18 protein-coding genes are annotated in these 20,663 nt (G+C 73.7%); 15 read left to right on the top strand and 3 right to left on the bottom strand.

The genetic code is table 11. The features are described 5' to 3' along the window. The first annotated feature begins 119 nt into the window (after nucleotides 1–119). The 7 genes from ABWI04_RS28095 (at nucleotide 120) to ABWI04_RS28065 (ending at nucleotide 6,593) form a co-directional block, all read left to right on the top strand. A complete protein-coding gene (locus ABWI04_RS28095) occupies nucleotides 120–218 on the top strand; it encodes a 30S ribosomal protein bS22 (RefSeq protein WP_018654693.1) in 99 nt (32 codons plus the stop codon). A gap of 49 nt (nucleotides 219–267) precedes the next feature. Continuing rightward, the gene (locus ABWI04_RS28090) at nucleotides 268–1,263 is read left to right on the top strand and encodes an NAD-dependent epimerase/dehydratase family protein (RefSeq protein WP_345185812.1); all 996 of its coding nucleotides are present in this window, start codon (nucleotides 268–270) and stop codon (nucleotides 1,261–1,263) included. 32 nt (nucleotides 1,264–1,295) lie between these two features. After that, entirely contained in the window at nucleotides 1,296–2,243 is a 948-nt protein-coding gene (locus ABWI04_RS28085) for a lysophospholipid acyltransferase family protein (RefSeq protein ID WP_345185763.1), read from the top strand. Nucleotides 2,244–2,273: 30 nt separating this feature from the next. Next, a complete protein-coding gene (locus ABWI04_RS28080; protein ID WP_353834322.1) occupies nucleotides 2,274–3,440 on the top strand; it encodes a low temperature requirement protein A in 1,167 nt (388 codons plus the stop codon). A 154-nt stretch (nucleotides 3,441–3,594) separates the two neighbouring features. After that, nucleotides 3,595–4,782, top strand: coding sequence for a cytochrome P450 (locus ABWI04_RS28075; protein ID WP_353834321.1), 1,188 nt, complete (start codon nucleotides 3,595–3,597; stop codon nucleotides 4,780–4,782). A gap of 72 nt (nucleotides 4,783–4,854) precedes the next feature. Beyond that, a complete protein-coding gene (locus ABWI04_RS28070) occupies nucleotides 4,855–5,811 on the top strand; it encodes an ATP-binding cassette domain-containing protein (RefSeq protein ID WP_345185771.1) in 957 nt (318 codons plus the stop codon). Next, complete coding sequence (locus tag ABWI04_RS28065; RefSeq protein ID WP_345185773.1) at nucleotides 5,808–6,593, top strand: ABC transporter permease; 786 nt, start codon at nucleotides 5,808–5,810, stop codon at nucleotides 6,591–6,593. The genes ABWI04_RS28070 and ABWI04_RS28065 overlap by 4 nt, the downstream gene beginning before the upstream one ends. On the opposite strand, the gene ABWI04_RS28060 is transcribed toward ABWI04_RS28065, so the two are convergent. The 3 genes from ABWI04_RS28060 to ABWI04_RS28050 all read right to left on the bottom strand — a co-directional run bounded on the left by ABWI04_RS28060 (nucleotide 6,590) and on the right by ABWI04_RS28050 (nucleotide 11,751). Continuing rightward, nucleotides 6,590–9,757 carry an ATP-binding protein gene (locus ABWI04_RS28060; protein ID WP_353834320.1) on the bottom strand — a complete coding sequence of 1,056 codons (3,168 nt, stop codon included), beginning with the start codon at nucleotides 9,755–9,757 and terminating at the stop codon, nucleotides 6,590–6,592. The two genes, ABWI04_RS28065 and ABWI04_RS28060, sit on opposite strands and share 4 nt — an antisense overlap. A 73-nt stretch (nucleotides 9,758–9,830) precedes the next feature. Further along, nucleotides 9,831–10,721: an HAD family hydrolase gene (locus ABWI04_RS28055; RefSeq protein WP_345185784.1), complete on the bottom strand. Its 891-nt coding sequence runs from the start codon at nucleotides 10,719–10,721 to the stop codon at nucleotides 9,831–9,833. A 352-nt stretch (nucleotides 10,722–11,073) separates the two neighbouring features. Continuing rightward, the gene (locus ABWI04_RS28050) at nucleotides 11,074–11,751 is read right to left on the bottom strand and encodes a sigma-70 family RNA polymerase sigma factor (RefSeq protein WP_353834319.1); all 678 of its coding nucleotides are present in this window, start codon (nucleotides 11,749–11,751) and stop codon (nucleotides 11,074–11,076) included. Between the two features lie 134 nt (nucleotides 11,752–11,885). Between ABWI04_RS28050 and ABWI04_RS28045 the strand changes: the two genes are divergently transcribed. The 8 genes from ABWI04_RS28045 (at nucleotide 11,886) to ABWI04_RS28010 (ending at nucleotide 20,572) form a co-directional block, all read left to right on the top strand. Next, a complete protein-coding gene (locus ABWI04_RS28045) occupies nucleotides 11,886–13,202 on the top strand; it encodes a putative quinol monooxygenase (protein ID WP_353834318.1) in 1,317 nt (438 codons plus the stop codon). Between the two features lie 16 nt (nucleotides 13,203–13,218). Beyond that, complete coding sequence (locus ABWI04_RS28040; RefSeq protein ID WP_345185816.1) at nucleotides 13,219–13,455, top strand: glutaredoxin family protein; 237 nt, start codon at nucleotides 13,219–13,221, stop codon at nucleotides 13,453–13,455. 235 nt (nucleotides 13,456–13,690) lie between these two features. After that, nucleotides 13,691–14,431: a redox-sensing transcriptional repressor Rex gene (locus ABWI04_RS28035; RefSeq protein WP_345185792.1), complete on the top strand. Its 741-nt coding sequence runs from the start codon at nucleotides 13,691–13,693 to the stop codon at nucleotides 14,429–14,431. 148 nt (nucleotides 14,432–14,579) lie between these two features. Further along, nucleotides 14,580–16,160, top strand: coding sequence for a glutamyl-tRNA reductase (locus ABWI04_RS28030; RefSeq protein WP_353834316.1), 1,581 nt, complete (start codon nucleotides 14,580–14,582; stop codon nucleotides 16,158–16,160). A gap of 47 nt (nucleotides 16,161–16,207) precedes the next feature. Next, the gene (gene hemC / locus ABWI04_RS28025) at nucleotides 16,208–17,077 is read left to right on the top strand and encodes a hydroxymethylbilane synthase (RefSeq protein ID WP_502913177.1); all 870 of its coding nucleotides are present in this window, start codon (nucleotides 16,208–16,210) and stop codon (nucleotides 17,075–17,077) included. A gap of 200 nt (nucleotides 17,078–17,277) precedes the next feature. Beyond that, complete coding sequence (locus tag ABWI04_RS28020; RefSeq protein ID WP_345185819.1) at nucleotides 17,278–18,807, top strand: bifunctional uroporphyrinogen-III C-methyltransferase/uroporphyrinogen-III synthase; 1,530 nt, start codon at nucleotides 17,278–17,280, stop codon at nucleotides 18,805–18,807. Between the two features lie 27 nt (nucleotides 18,808–18,834). Further along, nucleotides 18,835–19,821: a porphobilinogen synthase gene (hemB, locus tag ABWI04_RS28015; protein WP_353834315.1), complete on the top strand. Its 987-nt coding sequence runs from the start codon at nucleotides 18,835–18,837 to the stop codon at nucleotides 19,819–19,821. A gap of 106 nt (nucleotides 19,822–19,927) precedes the next feature. Then, on the top strand, nucleotides 19,928–20,572 hold the full coding sequence (locus tag ABWI04_RS28010; protein ID WP_353834314.1) for a bifunctional DNA primase/polymerase: 645 nt from the start codon (nucleotides 19,928–19,930) through the stop codon (nucleotides 20,570–20,572). Nucleotides 20,573–20,663 lie beyond the last annotated feature (91 nt).

Below are 20,663 nucleotides of genomic sequence, written 5' to 3'. Positions count from 1 at the left end.
CATGATCTCCACCCACGCAGCGGTACCCTGGGGCCTCGGACCGTGCGCGCCTACCGAGACTCGCTCTCCGGCGGCACGCAGGTCTCCTGCACATCACCCGAGACTCCGAGCGAGGTTCCGTGGGCTCTGTCATCAAGAAGCGCCGCAAGAGGATGGCCAAGAAGAAGCACCGCAAGCTTCTGAAGAAGACGCGCATCCAGCGCCGCAACAAGAAGTAGCGACCACACCGGCCGTCCAGCCGTGAAGGGGTAGGGCCCAGTGTCGTCCATGCCCGCCGCCGCGGCCCGTGTCGTCCTCGTCACGGGCGTCTCCCGTTTCCTGGGGGCGCGGGTCGCGAACACCCTGCAAGCCGACCCGGGGATCGAGCGTGTCATCGGGGTGGACACGGTGCCGCCGGCCGAGTCGCTCGGCCGCACCGAGTTCGTCCGGGTCGACATCCGCACGCCCGGCATCGCAAAGATCATCTCGTCGGCCGCGGTGGACACGGTGGTGCACCTCAACCTGGTGACGTCCTCGTCGGTTCCGCGGGCGAAGGTCAAGGAGCTGAACGTCATCGGGACGATGCAGCTCCTCGCGGCCTGCCAGCGCTCGCCCGACATGCGCAAGCTGGTCGTCCGGTCGTCGGCCGCCGTCTACGGCTCCTCTCCGATGGACCCGGCCGTGTTCACCGAGCGGGACGAGCCCGTCGAGGCGCCCAGGTCCGGCTACGCCAAGGACGCCGTCGAGGTCGAGGGCTACGTTCGCGGGCTGATGCGGCGACGCTCCGACCTGGCCGTGTCGGTGCTGCGGTTCGCGAACTTCCTCGGGCCCGGCGTCGACTCGCCCCTCACCCGGTACCTGCGCCTCCCGGTCGTCCCGACCGTGCTCGGGTTCGACCCGCGGCTGCAGTTCGTCCACGAGGACGACGGCGTCGAGGTGCTGCGGCGCATGACGGTCGAGGACCACCCCGGCTGCTACAACGTCGCCGGGGACGGCGTGCTGCTGCTGTCGCAGGCCCTGCGCCGGGCCGGGCGGCCCTACCTGCCGGTCCCGTCGCCGTCCATCGCGGTCCTCGGCGACATGGGGCGCCGCTTCGCGGGCCTGTCGGGGTTCTCGCCCGAGCTGCTGCGCTGGCTGACCTACGGCCGGGTCCTCGACACCACCGCGCTGGAGCGCGAGCTGGCGTGGCACCCGAAGTACAGCTCCGAGGCCGCCTTCGCCGACTTCGCCGCCGCCCGCGGCTTCGTCCGCGGCGGCCTGACGGCCCTGCTGGGACGGACCTGACCCGTTTGGACCCGCCTGAGAGGAGAGCCGAGATGATGGACGACGCGCACCCCGGGGACGACGAGGGCGCGCAGGTCATCCGGCTCGCCTCGGTCCGCGAGGACGCCCCGGGCGGGGAACCGCCCGGCGACGACCGGCCGCCCGAGCGCGGCGGGTTCGAGCAGGCCCTGGCGTCCGGGCTGGCGTTCCTGCGGCGCCGGCTGACGGGCGAGTACGAGATCGACGAGTTCGGCTACGACCCCGAGTTCAACTCCACCGTCCTGCTGCCGCTGGCCCGCGCCCTCTACGAGCACTGGTTCCGCGTCGAGCTCGACGGGCTGGACAACATCCCCGAGGGCGGCGCCCTCCTCGTGGCCAACCACTCCGGCACGATCCCTCTCGACGCGCTCATGCTGTCGGTCGCCCTGCACGACCACGCCGGCCGGCAGGTCCGCCTCCTCGGCGCCGACCTCGTCTACCAGATCCCCCTGCTCGGTCATCTGTCCCGCAAGGCCGGCCACACGCTCGCCTGCCAGGCCGACGCCGCCCGCCTGCTCGCCAAGGGCGAGCTGGTCGGCGTCTTCCCCGAGGGCTTCAAGGGCGTCGGCAAGCCCTTCTCCGAGCGCTACAAGCTCCAGCGCTTCGGCCGCGGCGGCTTCGTCGGCACCGCGCTGCGCGCCGGGGTCCCGATCGTGCCCTGCGCCATCGTCGGCGCCGAGGAGATCTACCCCAAGATCGCCGACCTGCGTCCGCTGGCCCGCCTCCTCGGCCTCCCCTACTTCCCGATCACGCCGACGTTCCCGCTGCTCGGCCCCGCCGGGCTCGTCCCGCTCCCGTCCAAGTGGGTGATCCGGTTCGGCGAGCCGATGACGCTGGACGGCTACGACGCGGACGCCGCCGACGACCCCATGACGGTCTTCGAGATCACCGACCATGTGCGTGAGAACGTCCAGCACATGCTCTACGAGACGCTGCTGCGCCGGGGCCCCGCCTTTCTCTGACCGGCCGTGGGCGGCCCTAGAGTGTGCGCCATGCCGCTCCGCAGCCGCATGGTCGCTCGCGACCTGGGCGAACCCCACCGCGTCTCCAGCCCCCTCGAACTGCTCTTCGACCTGACGTTCGTCGCGGCGGTCTCCCAGGCCGCCGGACGGTTCGCCCACGCCGTCGAGAGCGGCCACGTGGGCGACTCGCTCGCGCCGTTCCTCATGACGTTCTTCGCGATCTGGTGGGCGTGGATGAACTTCACGTGGTTCGCCTCCGCCTACGACACCGACGACGTCCCGTACCGGCTCCTGACGTTCGTGCAGATGGCGGGCGTCCTCGTCCTCGCGGCCGGGGTCCCCGACGCGTTCGACGGAGACTTCACCACCGTCACGATCGGCTACCTCGTCATGCGGGTCGGCCTCGTCGCCCTCTGGCTGCGCGCGGCCGCCGCGCATCCCGAGGGCCGGGCCACGGCCCTGCGGTACGCGATCGGCCTGTCCGTCGTCCAGGTGTTCTGGGTGGCGCGGCTCGCCCTGCCGGACCAGGGCCCGATGTGGGTGTTCTTCGTCTGCGCGGCGCTCGACCTGGCCGTCCCGCCGGTCGCGGAGCGGCCCGGCATGACGACCTGGCACCCCCACCACATCGCCGAGCGGTACGGGCTGTTCACCATCATCCTGCTGGGGGAGAGCGTGCTCGCCTCCACGAACGCGGTGCAGGACGCCGTGAAGCGCGGCGTGGGCGGCGAGCTCGTCACGATCGCCCTCGCCGGGCTCGCCATCCTGTTCGCGATCTGGTGGATCTACTTCTCCGAGCCGGCGGGCGAGGGCCTGGAACGGCGCCGCGACCGGTCCTTCCTCTGGGGATACGGCCACTACTTCGTCTTCGCCGCGCTCGCCGCCCTCGGCGCCGGCCTGGAGACCGCGGTGGCCTCCTCCGGTCATCACATCGAGGCGGGCGCCCGGCTGGTGGCCGCCTCCGTCGCCGTCCCCGTCGCCGTCGTGCTGGTCATGCTGTGGGCGCTGCACGCCCCGATGCGGCGCATGAACACGCATCCGGGGTTCCTCGTCGCCACGGCCGTCCTGGTGTTCCTCACGATCTTCGCCGCACCCGCCCTGGGCATCCCGGGGACCCTCCTCCTGACGGCCGCGCTCCTGGCGCTCCTCATCACCGCCACTTACGCCCGTCCCGCGCCGAAACCCGCGCCGTCGACGTAGGATCCCCCGAGTTGATCTACGACGGGGGTCGGTCGACTCCTGGTCCCGCGTCCGGGTCCTCTTCGCCGCTGAACTGTCCTCCTCCTGACGGGGGGCCGTCCCGGACGAGGCGTGTCATCCTGGCCAGCGGGACACACTCCGTGGGGAGGCCGTGATGCGGGACGGGACGGAACGCGGCGAGGCAGGCGGCCCGCAGGTGGACTTCGACCCGTTCGCCGGGCCGCGGCCCGCCGGGACGGCCCACGCGCGGATGGACGAGCTGCGGGAGACGCATCCGGCGTTCCGCAGCACCGCCGGGCCGGGGTTCTGGGTGCTGACGCGGTACGACGACATCCTCGCCGCCTTCCAGGACCCGGGGACGTTCTCCAGCCGCGCGATCGCCGTCATCGATCCCGACCCGGCGCACCAGTGGATCCCGGTCATGCTGGACCCGCCGCTGCACACGACGTGGCGGCGGTTACTGCGGCCGTTCTTCACCCCCGTCGCCGCCGCCGTGCTCCGGGAGCGGATCACCCGGCACTGCGCCGCCCTGATCGACGGTTTCGCGTCCCGCGGCTCCTGCGACTTCGTCACCGACTTCGCGCGCCTCTTCCCCACCGCCATCTTCCTGGAGCTCGTCGGCCTGCCGACCGAGCGGCTGGAGGAGTTCCTCGGGTGGGAGCGCGCCATCCTGCACTCGCGGCCCTCCACCGGCGGCCGGGCCGAGGCCATGGGGGCGCTGACGGCCTGCCTCGGCGAACTGATCCGGGACCGCCGCGCCCGTCCGCGCGAAGACCTGGTCAGCGCCGCGACCGGGTTCGCCGTCGACGGGCGGCCCGTCACCGACGACGAGCTGCTCCAGCTGTGCGTCCTGCTCTTCCTCGCAGGTCTCGACACCGTCGCCGCCCAGCTGTCCTACATCTTCTGGCATCTGGCGAGGGAGGACGCCGACCGTGCCCGCATCGCCTCCGACCCCGACGTCGTGCCGGACGCGATCGAGGAGTTCCTCCGCGTCTACGCGCCCGTCCTGCCCGCCCGCAAGCTCACCCGCGACGTCGAGGTGCGCGGCTGCCCGATGAAGGCGGGGGAGATGGTCATGCTGCCGACCGGCATGGCGACCCGCGACCCCCGCGCCGTGCCCGCCGCCTCCACCGTCGACATCGACCGTCCGCCGGCCCGCCACCTCGCCTTCGGCGCGGGACCGCACCGCTGTCTCGGCGCGCACCTGGCCCGGCTCGAACTCCAGATCGCGCTGCGCGAATGGCACGCCCGGATACCGGACTACCGCGTCGCCCCCGGCGCCGAGCCCCTGGAGCACGCGAGCCTCGTCCTGGGGCTGGACACGCTGCCTCTGGCCTGGTGACTTTCAGCCGCCCGGACTGGTCGAAACCGGGGTGAAAGCGGGCTGAAGCCGGGGGCGCGCACGCTTCGGGGCATGAACATCGAGGCACGGCAGACGGCCATCCAGGTGACCGGGCTGCGCAAGGCGTTCGGGGACACGACCGTCCTCGACGGGATCGACTTCGAGGTGCCGCGCGGGACGGTCTACTCGCTGCTCGGGCCGAACGGCGCCGGGAAGACGACGGCGGTGCGCATCCTTTCCACGCTGCTCCGCGCGGACGGCGGCGAGGCCAGTGTCGCGGGACGGGACCTGCGGACGGACCCCGACGGGGTGCGCCGGGCGATCGGCGTGACCGGGCAGTACTCGGCCGTGGACGGGCTGCTGACGGGGCGGGAGAACCTGATCCTCATGGCGGACCTGCACCGGCTCGGCAAGGCCGCCGGGCGGAGGGCCGCCGACGAGATGCTGGAGCGGTTCGACCTGGTGGAGGCGGCCGGCAGGAAGGCCGGCACGTACTCGGGCGGGATGCGGCGGCGGCTCGACATCGCGATGACGCTGATCGGCGCCCCGCAGATCATCTTCCTGGACGAGCCGACGACCGGGCTCGACCCGCGCAGCCGCCGGACCATGTGGGAGCTCATCCGCGGCCTGGTCAGGAGCGGCGTGACGATCTTCCTGACCACGCAGTACCTGGAGGAGGCCGACCACCTCGCGGACCGGATCGCGGTCCTGGACGGCGGACGGCTCGTCGCCGAGGGGACCTCGGAGGAGCTGAAGCGGCTCGTCCCGGGCGGGCACGTCCGGCTGCGGTTCGCCGACCTGGCGGCGCTCGACGCGGCGGCGCGGACGCTCGGCTCGGTGACGCGGGACGACGACTCGCTCGCCCTCCAGGTGCCCGGGGACGGCGGCGTCGCCTCCCTGCGGACGCTGCTCGGACGGCTGGAGGCCGCCTCGGTCGAGGTCGCCGAACTGTCCGTGCACACCCCCGACCTCGACGACGTCTTCCTCGCCCTCACGGGCACGGACCACGAGAAGGTGACCTCGCGATGACCACGCTCACGCACGCGGCGGCCGACTCCGCGACGATGCTGCGCCGCAACCTGCGGCACGCGCTGCGCTACCCGTCGCTGACGATCGGCGGGATGATGATGCCGATCATGATCATGCTGCTGTTCGTCGGCGTGTTCGGCAACGCGCTCGGGGAGGGCGTCGGCGGCGCGGCCAAGGGCGACTACATCCAGTACGTCGCCCCGGGGATCATCCTGATGGCCGTCGCGTCCGGCTGCATGGCGACGTCGGTGTCGGTCTGCGTGGACATGACCGAGGGCATCGTCGACCGGTTCCGGACGATGCCGATCTCGCGGTCGTCGCTGCTCACCGGGCATGTCGCGGGCAGCATGATCCAGACGCTGCTGAGCACGGCCGCCGTGGTCGCCGCCGCGGTCGCGATGGGATTCCGGACGAGCGGCGGCGCGGTGGACTGGCTCGCGGCCGCCGGCCTGCTGGTGCTGCTCACGTTCGCGCTGACCTGGGTCGCGGTCATGCTCGGGCTGCTGGCCAAGAACCCGGAGGGCGCGAGCAACACGCCGCTGATCATCCAGTTCCTGCCGTTCGTCGGCAGCACGATCGTCCCGCCGGAGTCGATGCCGGCCGGGGTCCGGTGGTTCGCGGAGTACCAGCCGTTCACCCCGATGATCGAGACGCTGCGGGGGCTGCTGACCGGCACCCCGAGCGGGCAGGACGCGGCGGTGTCCGTCGCGTGGTGCGCCGGCCTCGCCGTCGTCGGCTACGCCTGCTCCAAGGTGCTGTTCGACCGGAAGGCGCCCCGCTAGCCCCGCCGGTCCCGCGAGAACCCGCGCGCGAGCTCGCGGGCGGCGGCCAGCAGCTCCGCACGGCCCAGGCCGGCGTACTCCGACACCGCGTCGGAGTACGCCGGCCCGTCGGCGTCCTCGGCGGCGCGGCCGGCCGCCGCCGAGGACATCGTCGGCTGGAACGACCGGACGTGGTGGAGGCGCCGCGCCAGCGCGATCGCCCGCGCCGCCCGCCTGCGGACGTCCGGCGCGGCGCCGGGACGGGCCAGGTCGACCATGGCGAGCGCGAGCAGCAGACCGCCGGTGACCGGCAGGTCCATGTAGAAGGCGGGCATCGGGAACGGCGGGCCGTCGGCCAGCGCCGCCAGCTTGGCGGGGAGCCCGGCGACGATGTCCTCGACCAGGTCGACGCGCCCGTGCCGGGCGTGCGCGACGACGGTGACGCAGTGGGCCTCCAGCGTCCACGGGTCGAGTCCGGTCGGCGCCATCGGGCCGTCCTCGGCGGCGAGCCGCTCCACCGCCTCCCGCCAGAGGCGCAGACCGGTGTCGGCGTCGCCGCGGCCGAGGGCGATCTCCGCGCGCGCTCCCAGGTTGAAGGAGGCCGTGCCGAAGGACTCGTCCGGCCCGTGGACCAGCGACTGGTCGAGCCACCGCTCGGCCTCGTCGTACTCGCCCAGCGCGACGTGGGCCGAGGCGAGCGCCCACATCAGCCCGAACATGTCGGGCCACCGGTACCGCTCCAGCAGCTCCATCGATATCCGCAGATGGTGCAGGGCCCGGTCGGCCTGGTCGAGCTGCATCAGCAGTTCGCTGAGCCGCGAGTGGGCGAGCAGCCGGCACCAGGGGATGTCCGGCGAGCAGCCGACCCCGATCATCGCCTCGGTCGCCGCGAGCGCGCCCGCCACGTCCCCGTCCCGTTCGCGGATGTATCCGGCGGCGCAGTTCGCGATGGCGGCGACGAGCGGCTCGTCCCGGCCGCACAGCTCCTCCAGGACGGAGCCGCCGGGCGCGAGGATCTCCGGCAGGGCGGCCAGCACGGTCGCCATCGCGGGGACGAGGCCTTCCGGCGGCGCGGGCGGGAGGCGGCGCAGGGCGACGAGCGTGCGGGTCGCCTGCGGCCCCTGGACCAGGCCCGTCGCGAGCACGTTGAGCGTCAGCGCCGTCCGCGTGACCTCGACGTCCCCGGGGCCGGGGCGCAGGCGGCTCAGGAGCCCGGCGGTCTCCGCCGCCATGGCGGCCAGCCGGGTGTAGGCCGCCTCCAGGGTCCACAGCCCGCCGAGGAGGGCGGCCACCGCCGCGACGGCCGGGCCGTCCCGTCGGTCGAGGCCGTGGCGGAGCGCCTGCTGGAGGTTGTCCTGCTCGGCCCGCACGCGTTCGACGCGCGCGAACGGGTCGGCGCCGAACAGCGCGTCGTGGTGCGCCGCGCCGAACTCCCCCGCCCAGGCGAGCAGGCCGCCCACCGCGCGGCCGGTCTCCCCCTCGGCCTCCCGGTGGGCCGCGCTGAACTCGCGGACGCTCTCCAGCATCCGGAAGCGCGTCCCGGGGGCGCCCTCGACGGGTTCCAGGAGGGACTGGTCGACGAGGTCCTCCAGGACCTCCAGCGCGTCGCCGCCGTCCAGGACGTGGCGGGCCGCGTCCGCGGTGAAGCCCCCGGGGAAGACCGACAGCGCCCGCATGGCCGCCCGGCCGTGCGGGGAGAGGAGGTTCCAGCTCCAGTCCACGACCGCGCGCATGGTCCGGTGCCGGGACGGCGCGTCGCGCGCGTTGCCGCGCAGCAGGGCGAACCGGTCGTCCAGGCCGCGGGCGATCTCGGGCACGGACATGACGCGGACGCGCGCCGCCGCCAGCTCGATCGCGAGCGGCAGCCCGTCCAGGCGGCGGCACAGCTCCTCCACCGCGCCGGCGGGCAGCGCGGCGCCGGGCCGCGCCGCGTGCGCCCGCCGGCGGAACAGCTCGGCCGACGTCGCCGGGTCCAGCGCGGGCAGCGGGTACACCGACTCCGACGACAGCCCGAGCGGCGCGCGGCTCGTGGTGAGGATCCGCAGGTCCCGCGTCATCGACACCAGCGCGCCGGCGAGGTCGGCGGCGCCCGCGACGACGTGCTCGCAGTTGTCCAGCACGAGCAGGACCGAGCCGGGCCCGAGCACCTCCGCGATCGCCGGGACGAGGTCGGCGGGCCCGCCGACGCGTCCGTGGGCCCTCGGCGACTCGCCGACCCCGAGGACGGACGCGACCTCGCCCGCCACGTCCTTGTCCCGCGCGACGCCGGCGAGGGGGACGTAGTGCACCGCCCGCTGCGGCGCCTCGCGCGCGACGGCGTTCGCCAGCCGCGTCTTGCCCAGCCCGCCCGCCCCGACGATCGAGGTGACGCGGGACGCGCGCACGAGGTCGAGCACGGCGGCGAGGTCCCCGGCCCGGCCGAGCAGCGGGTTCGGCTCGTGCGCCACGCCGCGCCGGACGGGGGGCGCCTCGTCCTGGAGCAGCTCCCGCTGGACGCGCTGGAGCGCGCCTCCCGGATCGGTGCCGAGGTCGTCGCGCAGCGACCGCCGGTAGGACTCGTACCGCGCCAGCGCCGCCGACGGCCCGGCCGTCGCGGCCTCGCACCGCAGCAGCTCCGCGAACAGCTCCTCGTCGCGCGGATACTCCCGGACGGCGCGGGTGAGCGCCTCGAAACCCTCCGCGTGCCGGCCGAGCCGCGCGAGGGCCAGGGCGCGGGCTCGCGTCAGCGCCCAGTAGGTCGGGATCCGGGCCGCGCGCAGGACGGAGACCGGATCGTCCGCGTCGTCCGGTTCCGGTGGGGCGTCCCAGAGCGCCAGTCCCGCCTCGGCGTGCGAGAGCGCGCCGGCGTGGTCGCCGTTGCGGGAGCGGCGCGCGCTCGCGGAGGCCGCGAGCACCACCGCGGAGGCGTCGACCGCGGACTCGTCCAGGCCGATGCGGTACCCGGTCGGCGTGCTCGCGACGACGTCCGCGCCCAGCTGCGACCTCGCCCGGGACACGACGACCTGGAGCGCCTTGGCCGGATTCTCCGGACGCTCCTCGGGCCACAGCCCCTCCACCAGCCGGGCGACGGACACGCCCGCCCGCGGCTCGCCCGCGAGGAGCGCGAGCAGGCCGCGCAGGCGCGGGCTCGTCACGTCCCGCCCCCGGCAGGCGACCCCGGACAGGACCCTCAGCTCCACGATCACGGGGACAGGGTAGGACGTGGGGGACAAACGCGTTAGGTCGCGTTCGCCGGTCGATGCCGGGAAGCGGCGGCGGTCAGTTCGTCCGGTAGTGGCGGCGCAGCGCGATGCCGGCCGCGACGCCGCCCGCGAGGGCCCCGGCGCCCGCGGCGGCGGGCAGCGCGACCATCGTGACCTTGCGGCCCGTGCGGAAGTCGTGGATCGGCCAGCCGTGGTCGCGGGCGTGGGCGCGCAGCTCGGCGTCCGGGTTCACGGCGTGCGGGTGGCCGACGGCGGTCAGCAACGGCAGGTCGTTGATCGAGTCGCTGTAGGCCGAGCAGCGCGCGAGGTCGAGCCCCTCCCGCTGAGCCAGGGCCCGCACGGCCTCCGCCTTGGCGGGCCCGTGCAGCAGGTTCCCGACGAGCCGGCCGGTGTAGAGGCCCTCGCGGGTCTCGGCGACCGTGCCGAGCGCGCCGGTGAGGCCGAGCCGGTGCGCGATCGTCCGGGCGACCTCGACGGGCGTGGCGGTGACGAGCCACACCTGCTGCCCGGAGTCGAGGTGCTGGAGGGCGAGGGTGCGGGTGCCGTGCCAGATGCGGTCGGCCATCACCTCGTCGTAGATCTCCTCGCTCAGCCTGACGATCGCGCTGACCTTCTGCCCGGCGACGAACGCGAGCGCGGCCTCCTTGGCGCTGCCGATGTGCTCGGAGTTCTCGCTGCCGCGCAGCCGGAACGCGGCCTGCCCCCAGGCGAACATGGCGAGGTCGCGCATGGTGAACAGCTTGCGGGCGGCGAGTCCGCGCGCGAAGTAGTAGATCGACGCGCCGCGCATCATCGTGTTGTCGACGTCGAAGAACGCCGCCGCGGCGGGGTCGGGGGCGGGGAGGGGCGCGGGCTCGGCCGCCGCGGCGGCGGCCACCTGCCCCGCGCTCTTGTGGTCCTCGTCCTTGCCGCGTCCCCAGAATCCGGACTGCCAGAATCGCCGCATGAGGCGAAGCCTAGTCAACCGCCTCTCCGCGGCCCTCCCCGCGGCCGTGATTGCGACAGTCCTCACTCCTGTCGCTCGCGGCCGCCATCAGCCGCTCGCGCAGCACGGCGCGGAAAAGCGGGTCCGGTCCCGCGGTGCTCTCCCGCAGCCGGGCCAGCGCGTTCCCCTGCTCCGTGATCTTCTCTCGCCTCGTCAACACCGGGTTCTCACTGGCCGCTCCCTTGCGGACTCGTGGCGCGAGCGCGCTCCTGCCCGCTTGAACGATCGGTAGGTGGGCCGGGTTACGGCCCGAAAGTTCATTAATAAACTATCTGAGGGCCGCGCGGTCCCGCAGGGGGGCGGGGCGACACGGTCATCCGCGCAGGTCGTCCGGGAGCATGCGAGCCAGCGAGCGGACCGCGCGGTACTGCAGCGCCTTGATCGCACCCGGCTTCTTGTCCATGATCAACGCGGTCTCGGCGACCGACAGGCCGTGCAGGAAGCGCAGCACCACGCACTCCTGCTGCTCGGAGTTCAGCCGCTGGACGGCCCGCAGCAGGGTCCGGTTGGTCATCGCGTCCAGGACGGCCCGCTCCGGGCCCTCCTGCGGGCGGTCCGGCTCGACCAGCTCGGCGGTGCAGACCTCCAGCCGGTAGCGGCCGGACTTGAAGTGGTCGGCGACCAGGTTGCGGGCGATCGTCACCAGCCAGGCCCCGAAGTCCTTGCCCTGCCAGTGGAAGTCGCACATGCGGCGGAGGGCGCGCAGGAACGTCTCGCTGGTGAGGTCCTCGGTGAGCTGGTGCGTGCCGACCCGGTAGTAGACGTACCGGTAGACGAGCTCGACGTAGTGGTCGTAGAGGGAGCCGAACGCCTCGGCGTCGCCGTCCCGCGCCCGCAGGACCAGCGCCTTGAGCATCTCGGCCCGCTCGGAGGCCTGGTCGGCGGCGCGGTCGGCGGTGCGGTCCCCGGCCCGGTCGGCCGGACGCGCGAGAGGGCTCCGAGAATGGCGAGGAAGTGGGATGACCCCGGCATCGAGGGTCAAGCTGCTCATGCAGTTCTCCTCGGGGCTTACGCGACCTCCGGCGTGAAGTGCCACTCTAGAGACCGAAAGGTACGCGAGGCAATGGTGCGTTCCTTGGCCGCGGTTACCCGTCAACCCCCCGGATCGGGCACCATGGGTGCGCGATGGTCGATGCTCTTCTCGCGTTGCTGGCGACCCTTGGTGCCCTGGCGGCCACCGGGTTGCTGGTTCAGCGCGCCTACAAGGACCGGCTGCTCTACCTGATCGCCTGGTCGTTCACGCAGGTCGGGCTCACGCTCGCGCTGCTGTCCATGAGCCTCGGCTTCATGATGGGGTTCAACGGCGCCTTCTTCCGCGTCATGGAACTCGGCGCCGCGCTGGTCGGGCCGGTGTGGCTCGCGCTCGGCATGATCGAGCTGATCGCGCGGTACGTGCAGGTCCGGTTCGGCGCCTGGCTCTTCACGATCTCCTACACGGTCGTCGCGATCGTGATCCTGATCCTGGACCCGCTGAAGGGCACGCTCGGCAAGAGCCTGCCGAAGCCGAGCGCCACCTACGACGCGCTGCCGCTGCTGCTGGTCGACGGCGCGCACGTCGTCGCCGTGCTGGCGCTCGCGGGGTGCACCGGCGTGACCGCCTGGCTGGCCAGCAAGCGCGACCAGGAGGCCGCCGAGCTGCTCATCCCGGTGGCGCTGGTCGCCCTCGCGGGCGTCCTGGTGGTCAGCGGCACCCGCGGCTTCCTGCCCGCCCCGCTCGCGGTGATCGCGCTCGGCGCGGCCGCCGGCCTCGTCTGGTACGGCTCGATGCGCACGATCCCCGTCTACGACGAGGACGCCGAGGGCTACGACGAGTACGGGGACGAGCCCGCGACGGGCTACGAGGAGCAGGGCTACGCGCAGGGCGCCAAGGCCGAGCCCGTCCCGGCGCCGACCCCGTCCCCCGAATCCCGGCGCGGCGAGCTGCGCTTCCCGGAGCCGGCTTCGGAGGAGCTGCGCTACCCCGAGAACACCAGCATCCCTGCGCCGCCCGCCTTCCCGGCGGGCGGCGACCCGGCGGGCGCCACGTCGATCGACGGCCCGCTCGGCGGCCCGCTCGACCGGTCCCCGCTCGCCGGTCTCGCCAAGCCCGGCGCCCTCGGCGGCGACCTGGCGAACGCGTGCGGCCAGATCACCGTCTACACGCTGCTGGACGGCCGCGAGGAGGCCTTCGACCGGCTCGCCGCCGACCTGGTGAAGGCCGCGCTGGCGGCCGAGCCCGAGACGCTGGTCTTCGCCTGCCACGAGGTGGTCGGCGGCCCCACGCAGCGGATCTTCTACCAGCTGTTCCGGGACCAGGCCGCGTTCGCCGCGCACCGCCGCCAGCCGCACCTGCAGCGCTTCCTGGGCGAGTCGCGCACCCACGTGATCGCCACGAACGTGATCGAGCTGAAGCTCGGCCCCGCCAAGGTGCCGCTCCCGGCGCCGGAGTTCCCCGGGAGGTGACGTGGCGCGCGACATCATGATCACGCTGCTCGGCAAGCCCGGCTGCCATCTCTGCGAGGAGGCCCGCGCGGTGATCGAGCGGGTCGCCCGCGACCTGGACGTGCCGTGGGAGGAGCGCGACATCACGCTCTCCGAGCAGGACACCGAGCAGTACTGGGAGCAGATCCCCGTCACGCTGATCAACGGCGTCCAGCACGACTTCTGGCGCGTCGACGAGGCCCGCCTGCGCGCGGCGATCGCGGGCCTTCGCTAGCCGCCCGCGCCGGGCCGTTCCCGCGCCGCCGTCCGGGCACGTGCCCGGGCATGTCTGGTCGGTCACACCCGGCCGCTTCCTGGCACTTCGCCCGTATGCTGAAAAGCCCCTGATTGACGTTGTTTCTGGGACGTCGCCCCGAACGCTCGCGGTCCGCGGAACCGGGGGCCCACTTTGTGCGCGTATTCACAAGGGCTTAACCTGGGGGACACACCGTCGAGCCGAAGAGCAGGCCGTGACACCTCGACAGAACCGGCACCGCGACCGCGCGGGCCGCGGAATCCCCGAAGCCACCGTGGCGCGGCTCCCGGTCTACCTGCGCGCCCTCACCGGGCTCCAGGAGCGCGGCGTCGCGACCGTCTCCTCCGAGGAGCTCGCCGCCGCGGCCGGCGTCAATTCGGCCAAGCTCCGCAAGGACCTGTCCCACCTCGGCTCCTACGGGACCCGCGGCGTCGGCTACGAGGTGGAGTACCTCGTCTACCAGATCTCCCGCGAGCTCGGCCTCACCCAGGACTGGGTCGTCGCCATCATCGGCGTCGGCAACCTCGGCCGGGCCCTGGCCGGCTACGGCGGTTTCGCGTCCCGCGGCTTCCGCGTGGCGGGCCTGCTCGACGCCGACGAGTCCATCGTCGGGCAGGAGATCTCCGGCATGACGGTGGAGCACACCGACCGGCTGGAGGACATGATCGCCGGGCACGGGGTGTCCATCGCCGTGATCGCGACCCCGGCCGGCGCGGCGCAGGGGGTGTGCGACCGCGTGGTCGCCGCCGGCGTGACGAGCGTTCTGAACTTCGCCCCGGTGGTGCTGTCGGTGCCCGACGGGGTGGACGTGCGCAAGGTCGATCTGTCCATCGAGCTGCAGATCCTCGCGTTCCACGAGCAGCGCAAGGCGGGCGGCCCCGACGGCTTCGCCCCGCTGGCGGCCGGCGAGACGCCGGCCGGTGCTGCGCACTACGTGGAAACGGTGGAAGCATGAGGGGGGCAAACCCGGGGGCGTGGAGGATCGCCCCCGTTCGACCGACGGCCGGAAGTGGAGCGGACCGAGGGGCCGTGGACGGCCCCTTCTCAGCAGGAGCTCGCACGGCGCGGGTGGGCGGAGACTCGGAAGATGCTGGAGACGGCGAATGAGCATTCTGGTCGTAGGCCTCAGCCACCGAAGCGCGCCCGTGGCGGTGCTGGAGCGGGCCGCGGTCGCCGGTGACGATCTCGTCAAGTTGTTGCACGCCGTGCACGCCTCCCCGAACGTCGCCGAGACCGCGATCGTCTCGACCTGCAACCGGGTCGAGATCTACGCGGTCGTCGGCAAGTTCCACGGCGGCGTCTCGGCGATCTCGGAGCTGCTGGCCCTGCACTCCGGCGTCCCGATGGACGACCTGTCGCGGCACCTGTACGTCCACTACGAGGAGCGTGCCGTCCAGCACGCGTTCGCGGTGGCGTGCGGGCTGGAGTCGATGGTCGTCGGCGAGGGGCAGATCCTCGGGCAGATCCGGCAGGCGTTCCGGCTGGCCCAGGACGAGGGCACCCTCGGCCGCGACCTGCACGACGTCCTGCAGCAGGCGCTGCGGGTCGGCAAGCGCGCCCACCACGAGACGGGGATCGACAAGGCCGGCGCGTCGCTGGTCAGCGTGGGCCTGGACGTCGCCGCCCGGCACCTCGGCCCCCTCCGCGACGTCCGCGCGCTGGTGGTCGGCGCCGGCTCGATGAGCTCGCTGGCCGCCGCGACGCTGAGCCGCGCCGGGGCGCGGGAGATCACCATCGCCAACCGGACCCCCGCGCGCGCGGAGCGCCTCGCCGGGTCGCTGGACGTCCCGTCCCGCGGGATCGGGCTGGCGGAACTGGACGCGGCCCTCGGCGAGGCCGACCTCGTGGTGTCGTGCACCGGCGCCGCCGGCCTGGTGATCACCGCCGAGCAGCTCGCGGCCCAGGGGGTCGGGACGGACGGACGGCGCCGCTTCCTCCTCGACCTGGCGCTCCCGCACGACGTGGAGCGCGCCGTGCGGAACCTGCCGGGCGTCGAGCTGGCCGGGCTCGACGACCTGCGGACCGCGCAGGAGGCCGCGCAGGCCGTGGGCCCGGAGGCGGTCGAGGCCGTGCGGCGGATCGTGTGCACGGAGGTCGAGGCGTTCCTCAGCGCCGCCCGAGCCGCCGCCGTCGCGCCCACCGTCGTCGCTCTGCGCAGCAAGGCGGCCGGGGTGGTGGAGGCCGAGCTGAACCGGCTGAGCGGGCGGGTGCCGGAGATGGACGTCCGGGCCCGCAAAGAAATCGAGCAGACCGTGCGGCGCGTCGTGGACAAGCTGCTGCACGCGCCGACCGTCAAGGTCAAGGAGCTGGCGGCGGCGCCGGGCGGCGACTCCTACGCCGACGCGCTGCGCGAGCTGTTCGACCTGGACCCGAAGGCCCCCGAGGCGGTGGCCCGCGCCGACATGGGAGAGGGCGACGTCCGCGAGGGCGCGACGGCCTGGGACCCGAATCCGGACTGCGCGGAGGCCGACTGCGTCAGCCCCGCGTCCGCGCCGGGACAGGACTCCCTGTCCGAGGCGATGCCCGGCGCCCTGCCCGAGGCGATGCCCGACACCGTGGCCGAGGCGATGGCCGGGCCGCCCGCGGACGGTGTGAACGTCGAGACGGTGAACGCGCAGGCCGCGAGCGTGCGGGCGGTCAGCGCCCGCGACGCCGTCCCGGCGCACGAAGGAGACGAAGCGTGAGTACCGGGAGCAGGAGCCCGCTCCGGCTGGGCACCCGCAAGAGCCTGATGGCGACGACCCAGTCGCAGGGCGTCGCCGACGCGTTGTCGCGGCTCACGGGGCATGCTGTGGAGCTTGTCGGGGTAACGACGCAGGGTGATGTCTCCAAAGCCCTGCTCGCCCAGATCGGCGGGACGGGCGTGTTCGTCAACGCGCTTCGCGACAAGGTGCTGTCGGGCGAGGTGGACTTCGCGGTGCACTCGCTGAAGGACCTGCCGACGTCGGAGACGCCCGGGATCGCCCTCGCGGCCACCCCGGCCCGCGACGACGCCCGCGACGCACTGTGCGGCCCCGCGAAGCTCGCCGACCTGCCGCGCGGCGCGCGGATCGGCACGGGCTCGCCGCGCCGCGTCGCGCAGCTGCGGGCGCTCCGGCCGGACCTGGAGATCGTCCCCATCCGCGGCAACGCCGACACCCGGCTGCGCAAGGTCGCCGACGGCGAGCTGGACGCCGTGGTGCTCGCGCACGCGGGCCTGAAGAGGATCGGCCGGCTGGACGCCGTGAGCGAGGTCTTCGACCCCGACCAGATGCTGCCCGCCCCGGGGCAGGGGTCGCTGGCGCTGGAGTGCCGCGCCGACCGCGACGACCTGCGCGCCCTGCTCGGGACGATCGACGACCCCGCGACCCGGCGCGCCGTCACGGCCGAGCGGACGGTGCTGGCCGTGCTGGAGGCGGGCTGCTCCGCGCCCGTGGGAACATACGCTGCCGAAGTAGATGAAAGGCTGCATCTGACGGCGACCGTCGCGGCGTACGACGGCAGCAGGCAGGTGCGGCTGTCCGCAAGCGGCCACCCGGACGCCGCGGAGCAGCTCGGACGCGATCTCGCGGACCGGCTGCTCGCGCAGGGGGCCGACCAGTTGATGGGGGAACGAGAGTGAGCCCCGCCGCGAAGAGCGCCACGGCGAAGAGCAGCGCCGACGAGAGCAAGACCGACCCGACCGCCGACGAGACCACCGCCGCCGACCAGACGACCGCCGACGGCACCGTCCGGCCCGTGAGGGCCGCGAAGACCGGCAGCCCCTCCAGGGGCGCGGCTCCGGCCGCGCCGCGCCGGACGGCCGGCCCGGGGACGGTCGCGATCGTCGGGATGGGGCCGGGCGACCCCGGCCTGCTGACCCTGCGGGCCGCCGCCGAGCTGGAGCGCGCCGACACCGTCGTCGTGAGCCGCGCGCACTGCCCGGCCGAGATCCTGACCCACTGCCGCCCGGACGCCGAGATCCTCGACACGGCGGACGGCGACCCCGTGAAGCTCGCCGCGCGGGCCGCCAAGGCGGGGCGCCGGGTCGTCCGGCTGTTCCGCGGCGACCCCGGAGTGGCCTGCAACTACGCCGCCGAGGGCGGCGCGCTGGCCAAGGCGGGCGTGCCGTTCGAGGTGGTGCCCGGCGTGTCCTCCGTGACCGCCGTGCCCGGGTACGCGGGCATCCCGCTGACCGACGCCGCGAACCGCGAGATCCGCGTCGTCGACGCCTCCGAGGGCGGCGTCGACTGGGAGCGGTTCGCCGCCCCGGACACCACCCTGGTCGTCCTCGGCGCCGAGGGCGCGGTCGCCGAGCTGTCCAAGGGCCTGGTCGCGGCGGGACGGCCCGACTCCACCCCGGCCGCGATGACGAGCCTCGGCACCACCACCGAGCAGGAGACCGTCGTCTCCACGCTGGGCAGGCTGGCGTCCGACACCAAGGGCATGGAGGCGCCCGCCCTGATCATCGTCGGGGACGTGGTGAACTGGCGCGACAAGCTGTCCTGGTTCGAGACGAAGCCGCTGTTCGGCTGGCGGGTCCTCGTGCCGCGCACCAAGGAGCAGGCCGCCTCCCTGTCGGACCAGCTCCGCGGGTACGGGGCCGTCCCGGACGAGGTCCCGACGATCTCCGTCGAGCCGCCGCGCACGCCCCAGCAGATGGAGCGGGCGGTGAAGGGCCTGGTCACCGGCCGGTACGAGTGGGTGGTGTTCACCTCCACGAACGCGGTCAAGGCCATCCGGGAGAAGTTCACCGACTACGGCCTGGACGCCCGCGCGTTCGCCGGGCTGAAGGTCGCCGCCGTCGGCGAGCAGACCGCCGCCGCGCTGGTGGAGTTCGGCGTCCACCCGGACCTGGTCCCCTCCGGGGAGCAGTCCGGCGAGGGCCTGGCCCGGGAGTGGCCGCCCTACGACGAGGACCTCGACCCCATCAACCGGGTCCTGCTGCCGCGCGCCGACATCGCCACCGACGTGCTCATCGCCCGGCTCACCGAGCTCGGCTGGGAGTGCGAGGACGTGACCGCCTACCGGACGGTCCGCGCCGCGCCGCCGCCCGCGCCGATCCGTGAGGCGATCAAGGGCGGCGGGTTCGACGCCGTGCTGTTCACCTCGTCCTCCACGGTGAAGAACCTGATCGGGATCGCGGGCAAGCCCCACAACGTGACCGTGATCGCCGTGATCGGGCCCCAGACGGCCAAGACGGCGGAGGAGTACGGGCTGCGCGTCGACGTCATGGCCGAGACTCCGTCGGTGTCGGCTCTCGCGGAGGCTCTCGCGGAGTACGGTGCCGGGCGGAGGGCGGCCCAGATCGAGGCGGGCGACCCGCTCCGCAAGCCCAGCCAGATGCGCCGGGGCGCCCGGCGCCGTAAGTAGACCCCGAAGCGGAGACACAGAGGGATCATGTCTGCACAGTTCCCCGTCGCACGCCCGCGGCGGCTGCGGCGCACGCCCGCGATGCGCCGGCTCGTCGCCGAGACCCGGCTCGGCCCGGCCGATCTGGTGCTGCCCGTGTTCGTCAAGGAGGGCATCTCCGAGGCGCAGCCGGTCGCGTCCATGCCGGGCGTGTTCCAGCACACCCGCGACAGCCTGCGCAAGGCCGCCCACGAGGCGGCCGAGGCCGGCGTCGGCGGCCTCATCCTGTTCGGCGTCCCTGCCGTGAAGGACGGCACGGGGTCCGCCGCCGACGACCCGGACGGCATCGTCCAGCGGGCGCTGCGCGACCTGAGGTCCGACCTCGGCGACGCGACCGTGGTCATGACCGACCTGTGCCTGGACGAGTACACCGACCACGGGCACTGCGGCATCCTCACCGAGTCCGGCGAGATCGACAACGACGCCACGCTGGAGCGGTACGCCTCCATCGCCCTGGCCCAGGCCGAGGCGGGCGCGGCGGTCGTCGGCCCGTCCGGGATGATGGACGGCCAGGTCGGCGCGATCCGCGAGGCCCTGGACGGCGCCGGCCACACCGACATCGCCATCATGGGGTACTCGGTGAAGTACGCCTCCGCCTACTACGGCCCGTTCCGCGACGCCGCCGAGTGTGCCCCGCAGTTCGGCGACCGGTCCACGCACCAGCAGGACCCGGCCAACGCCGACGAGTCGCTCCGCGAGGTCTTCCTCGACCTCGACGAGGGCGCCGACATGGTCATGGTCAAGCCCGCGGGGCCCTACCTCGACATCGTCCGCCGCGTCCGCGACGCCGTCGACGTCCCCGTGGTCGCCTACCAGGTGAGCGGCGAGTACGCGATGATCGAGGCCGCCGCCGAGAAGGGCTGGATCGACCGGGAGCGGACGATCATGGAGTCGCTGACGTCGATCCGCCGCGCCGGCGCCGACATCGTCCTCACCTACTGGGCCACCGAGGTGGCCCGCCGGCTGGCCCTCTAGTCACTTAGGGTCGTTTTCTCGGGGTTGCCGTGTCCGGGGTTCGCTCCGGCGGGCATCATCGTTAACCAAGAACCCACGTGCGACCTTGGGTATTGGGGGGGCGGAGATGCTGGCGGTCTCGGGGAGCAGACGGCAGCGGGCGGCACGCGACCGGATGGCCGCGGCGGCGCGGGAGTACGCCGAACTGGGATGGCCCTGCTATCCCGGCGCCCACCCCCCGGTGGGCGGTGACCGGGCGTGTTCGTGCGACCGCCTCGGCTGTCCCGACCCGGGCGCCCATCCGGTGTCGGCCGCCTGGGCGCACCAGGCGAGCGTCGACGCGGCCGTGATCAAACGCTGGTGGGCGGAGCGGCCGCAGGCCAACATCATCCTGCCGACGGGCCGGGTGTTCGACGTGTTCGACGTACCGGCCGCGGCCGGGACCATCGCCCTCGACCGGATCGCACGGGACGACCTCCCCGTCGGTCCGGTCGCGTCTTTCGGGGGCGACCGGCACCTGTTCTTCGTCGCCACGCGCGGCGCGCCCGTCGACGAGGACGAGTGGTGGTCCTGCCAGCTGGACTGCTCCCCGGAGGACGTCGCCGAGACGCCGGGGATGCGGTGGCACTGCCGCGACAGCTACGTCGTCGCGCCGCCGTCCGTCCTGCCGTACGGGCGCGAGGCGGCGTGGCTGCGCCCGCCGTCGCGCGGCCCGCTGCCCGACCCGCTGCGCCTCCTGGAGGTCCTCTCGGACGCCTGCGAGGACGCCTAGGGCGTGTTTCGAAGTGGGGTGAGCATCGGCGTGTTGTGAGCCGGACGCAGTGAGGTCTCCGGTAGATGGTTCATCGACCAAGAAGAACCCA

The sequence above is a fragment of the Actinomadura sp. NPDC000929 genome, from assembly GCF_040492065.1.
Taxonomy (GTDB): Bacteria; Actinomycetota; Actinomycetes; order Streptosporangiales; family Streptosporangiaceae; genus Spirillospora; species Spirillospora verrucosospora.
The sequence above is the reverse complement of the archived record's forward strand: the minus strand, read 5'-3'. Positions and strand labels throughout refer to the sequence as shown.

Coding starts and splice junctions, on each gene's coding strand:
- ABWI04_RS28090 (WP_345185812.1), top strand. CDS start 268: ATGCCCGCCGCCGCGGCCCGTGTCGTCCTCGTCACGGGCGTCTCCCGT.
- ABWI04_RS28085 (WP_345185763.1), top strand. CDS start 1,296: ATGATGGACGACGCGCACCCCGGGGACGACGAGGGCGCGCAGGTCATC.
- ABWI04_RS28080 (WP_353834322.1), top strand. CDS start 2,274: ATGCCGCTCCGCAGCCGCATGGTCGCTCGCGACCTGGGCGAACCCCAC.
- ABWI04_RS28075 (WP_353834321.1), top strand. CDS start 3,595: ATGCGGGACGGGACGGAACGCGGCGAGGCAGGCGGCCCGCAGGTGGAC.
- ABWI04_RS28070 (WP_345185771.1), top strand. CDS start 4,855: ATGAACATCGAGGCACGGCAGACGGCCATCCAGGTGACCGGGCTGCGC.
- ABWI04_RS28065 (WP_345185773.1), top strand. CDS start 5,808: ATGACCACGCTCACGCACGCGGCGGCCGACTCCGCGACGATGCTGCGC.
- ABWI04_RS28055 (WP_345185784.1), bottom strand. CDS start 10,721: ATGCGGCGATTCTGGCAGTCCGGATTCTGGGGACGCGGCAAGGACGAG.
- ABWI04_RS28050 (WP_353834319.1), bottom strand. CDS start 11,751: ATGAGCAGCTTGACCCTCGATGCCGGGGTCATCCCACTTCCTCGCCAT.
- ABWI04_RS28045 (WP_353834318.1), top strand. CDS start 11,886: ATGGTCGATGCTCTTCTCGCGTTGCTGGCGACCCTTGGTGCCCTGGCG.
- ABWI04_RS28040 (WP_345185816.1), top strand. CDS start 13,219: ATGATCACGCTGCTCGGCAAGCCCGGCTGCCATCTCTGCGAGGAGGCC.
- ABWI04_RS28030 (WP_353834316.1), top strand. CDS start 14,580: ATGAGCATTCTGGTCGTAGGCCTCAGCCACCGAAGCGCGCCCGTGGCG.
- hemC (WP_502913177.1), top strand. CDS start 16,208: ATGGCGACGACCCAGTCGCAGGGCGTCGCCGACGCGTTGTCGCGGCTC.
- hemB (WP_353834315.1), top strand. CDS start 18,835: ATGTCTGCACAGTTCCCCGTCGCACGCCCGCGGCGGCTGCGGCGCACG.
- ABWI04_RS28010 (WP_353834314.1), top strand. CDS start 19,928: ATGCTGGCGGTCTCGGGGAGCAGACGGCAGCGGGCGGCACGCGACCGG.